Origin of the sequence: Blastomonas sp., assembly GCF_041747255.1 — a bacterium.
Taxonomy (GTDB): domain Bacteria; phylum Pseudomonadota; class Alphaproteobacteria; order Sphingomonadales; family Sphingomonadaceae; genus Blastomonas.
In genome coordinates this window covers 1-2,196 of record NZ_JBGTFM010000407.1, presented here as the reverse complement: position 1 = coordinate 2,196, position 2,196 = coordinate 1, and the positions used below count along the sequence as shown (strand labels likewise).

The following is a 2,196-nucleotide window of genomic DNA, read 5'->3' as shown; positions in this document are numbered from 1 at the left end:
GCTGCCGCCGCCAGCGGTTGCGCAGCGCGACCGCGACAGCGCGCTTGGCGTCCTGCTGGCCGATGATATGCGCATCGAGCGCGGCAACGATCATTTTGGGGGTAAGCGTATCGGTCATGCTGGGTCTTCTATCGTGAATGGGGAAGCGTGAAGGCACATGAAGGGCCTTACGCGGCGCTGTCGAGCACCTGCAGGGTCAGCTGGTCGTTGGTGTAGACGCACACATCAGCGGCGATTTTCATCGCCTTGCGCGCGATCACCTCTGCATCGTCTTCATAATCAAGCAGCGCGCGCGCTGCCGCCAGCGCGAAATTGCCGCCTGATCCGATCGCCGCGATGCCATCATTGGGTTCAAGCACATCGCCATTGCCCGTGAGGATCAGCGTCACATCCTTGTCCGCCACGATCATCATCGCTTCCAAATTGCGCAGATATTTGTCGGTGCGCCAGTCCTTGGCGAGTTCGACTGCGGCGCGCATCAGCTGCCCGGCGTGCCGCTCCAGCTTGGCTTCAAGCCTTTCGAACAGGGTGAAGGCGTCAGCGGTGGCCCCCGCGAAGCCGCCGATCACCGATCCGTCGCCCAGCGTGCGGACCTTGCGCGCATTGGGCTTCATGATCGTCTGGCCCATCGACACCTGGCCGTCGCCCGCAATCACCGCTTTGCCGTTCTTGCGCACGCCGATGATGGTGGTGCCGTGCCATACGGCGCTGCTATTGTTGTCGTTGCTGCTCATGTTGCGGGATATGGGCGGGCGGGGCGTGCCGCGCAAGCCTACATGATACGCTTGATTTCGTCGCCCGAATAGAGCCGCAGATCGGCGCCCAGCCGTTCGACCTGCGCCAGCCCGGCGCCAAACGCTGCCATATGCGGCGCTGTGGAATGCGCATCGAGCGCCTCCTGGCTGTCCCAGCGCTCGGAAATGCGCATCAGGTCAGGGTCAACCATGTCGCGCGCAAAGCTGTAGTGAAGACAGCCCGGTTCCTTGAGCGTTTCGGCGATCATGATGGCGGTGACCTGGGTCAGCTTGTCAAGTTCACCGGGGGCAAAGCGCACCCATCCTTCAATGATCAGCATGGCATTCTCTCCAGAATTCTCGGCTTACTGTCGGCTCTTGATGGCTTCTACGATCTTTTTCACGTCCTGCGAACGGCCCTTGGGGACGATCATCACGTGGCTGCCGTTTGCAACGACGATCAGATCGCTGACACCTGACAACGTAACCGTAATGCCATCGGCGCGCACCATGCTGTTGCTTGTATCAAAGGCGATGACATCGCCCGACAGATGGTTTCCGTCCGGATCGCATTCGCTGATGTCACCCAATGCATCCCAGCTGCCGACGTCTGACCAGCCGCATGACATGGGGACAATAGCGACACGCTCGGCACGCTCCATGACCGCATAGTCGATGGAATCGGACGGGCAGGCGGCAAACTGTGCCGCATCGGGCCGGATCAGTTGCCCCTCATGGGTTGCTGCCTGCATCGCGGCTTGACTGGTGGCGCACATTTCAGGCGCGTGCAGTGCGAGTTCCTGCAGATAGCGGTCGGCGCGCATCAGGAAAATGCCAGCGTTCCAGGCATGACCGCCAGCTGCAAGCATTGCCTCGGCCTTGTCACGCGGGGGCTTTTCAATGAACCGTGCGACGCTGTGAACGCCGGGCAGACCGTCGAGCGGCGCGGCCATCTCGATATAGCCAAAACCGGTTTCAGGCCCGGTGGGGTTGATGCCGAAGGTCACCAGCCAGCCGTCGCGCGCCGCGGGCAGGGCGCTGTCGATGGCAGCCATGAAGGCGTCAAGATCATTAATCACATGATCGCTGGGCATCACCAACATCACTGCATCGCCGCCGCCTGCCGCGATCGCAGCAAGCGCGATCGCAGGTGCGGTGTTGCGCGCGCACGGCTCAAGGATGATTCTGGCGCGTGCATGCGTTTCACCTGTCAGTTCACCCGTCATCAGCGCAACATGGCGTTCAGCGCCGATGATCAGCGCCTTGTCAAAGCGCGATCCATCGCCCGCGCGCGCCAGCGTTTCGGCAAACATGCTGTATTTGCTTGCGAGCGGCAGAAATTGCTTGGGCCGGGTGTCGGTTGACAATGGCCACAGCCGGGTACCCGATCCGCCCGACAAAATGACTGGTATGATCTGCGACATGTTCTCGTTCCTCAGACGGCGCGCGCCAGCAGCAACCG

General features: G+C 61.6%; 3 protein-coding genes. All 3 read right to left on the bottom strand.

Annotated elements, in window-relative coordinates; all coding sequences use genetic code 11:
* Nucleotides 1-167 precede the first annotated feature (167 nt).
* The 3 genes from hslV to ACEW8G_RS13750 are packed head-to-tail and all read right to left on the bottom strand — an operon-like array spanning nt 168 to nt 2,158.
* Entirely contained in the window at nt 168-734 is a 567-nt protein-coding gene (gene hslV / locus ACEW8G_RS13760) for an ATP-dependent protease subunit HslV (protein WP_373488975.1), read from the bottom strand.
* Between the two features lie 38 nt (nt 735-772).
* Nucleotides 773-1,075, bottom strand: a complete 303-nt coding sequence (locus ACEW8G_RS13755; protein ID WP_373488974.1) for a putative quinol monooxygenase — start codon at nt 1,073-1,075, stop codon at nt 773-775.
* Nucleotides 1,076-1,099: 24 nt separating this feature from the next.
* Complete coding sequence (locus ACEW8G_RS13750; protein WP_373488976.1) at nt 1,100-2,158, bottom strand: mannose-1-phosphate guanylyltransferase/mannose-6-phosphate isomerase; 1,059 nt, start codon at nt 2,156-2,158, stop codon at nt 1,100-1,102.
* Nucleotides 2,159-2,196 lie beyond the last annotated feature (38 nt).

Bases quoted from the DNA above. Each gene is read 5' to 3' on its own strand.
- ACEW8G_RS13750 (WP_373488976.1), bottom strand. From the start codon at position 2,158: ATGTCGCAGATCATACCAGTCATTTTGTCGGGCGGATCGGGTACCCGG.
- ACEW8G_RS13755 (WP_373488974.1), bottom strand. From the start codon at position 1,075: ATGCTGATCATTGAAGGATGGGTGCGCTTTGCCCCCGGTGAACTTGAC.
- hslV (WP_373488975.1), bottom strand. From the start codon at position 734: ATGAGCAGCAACGACAACAATAGCAGCGCCGTATGGCACGGCACCACC.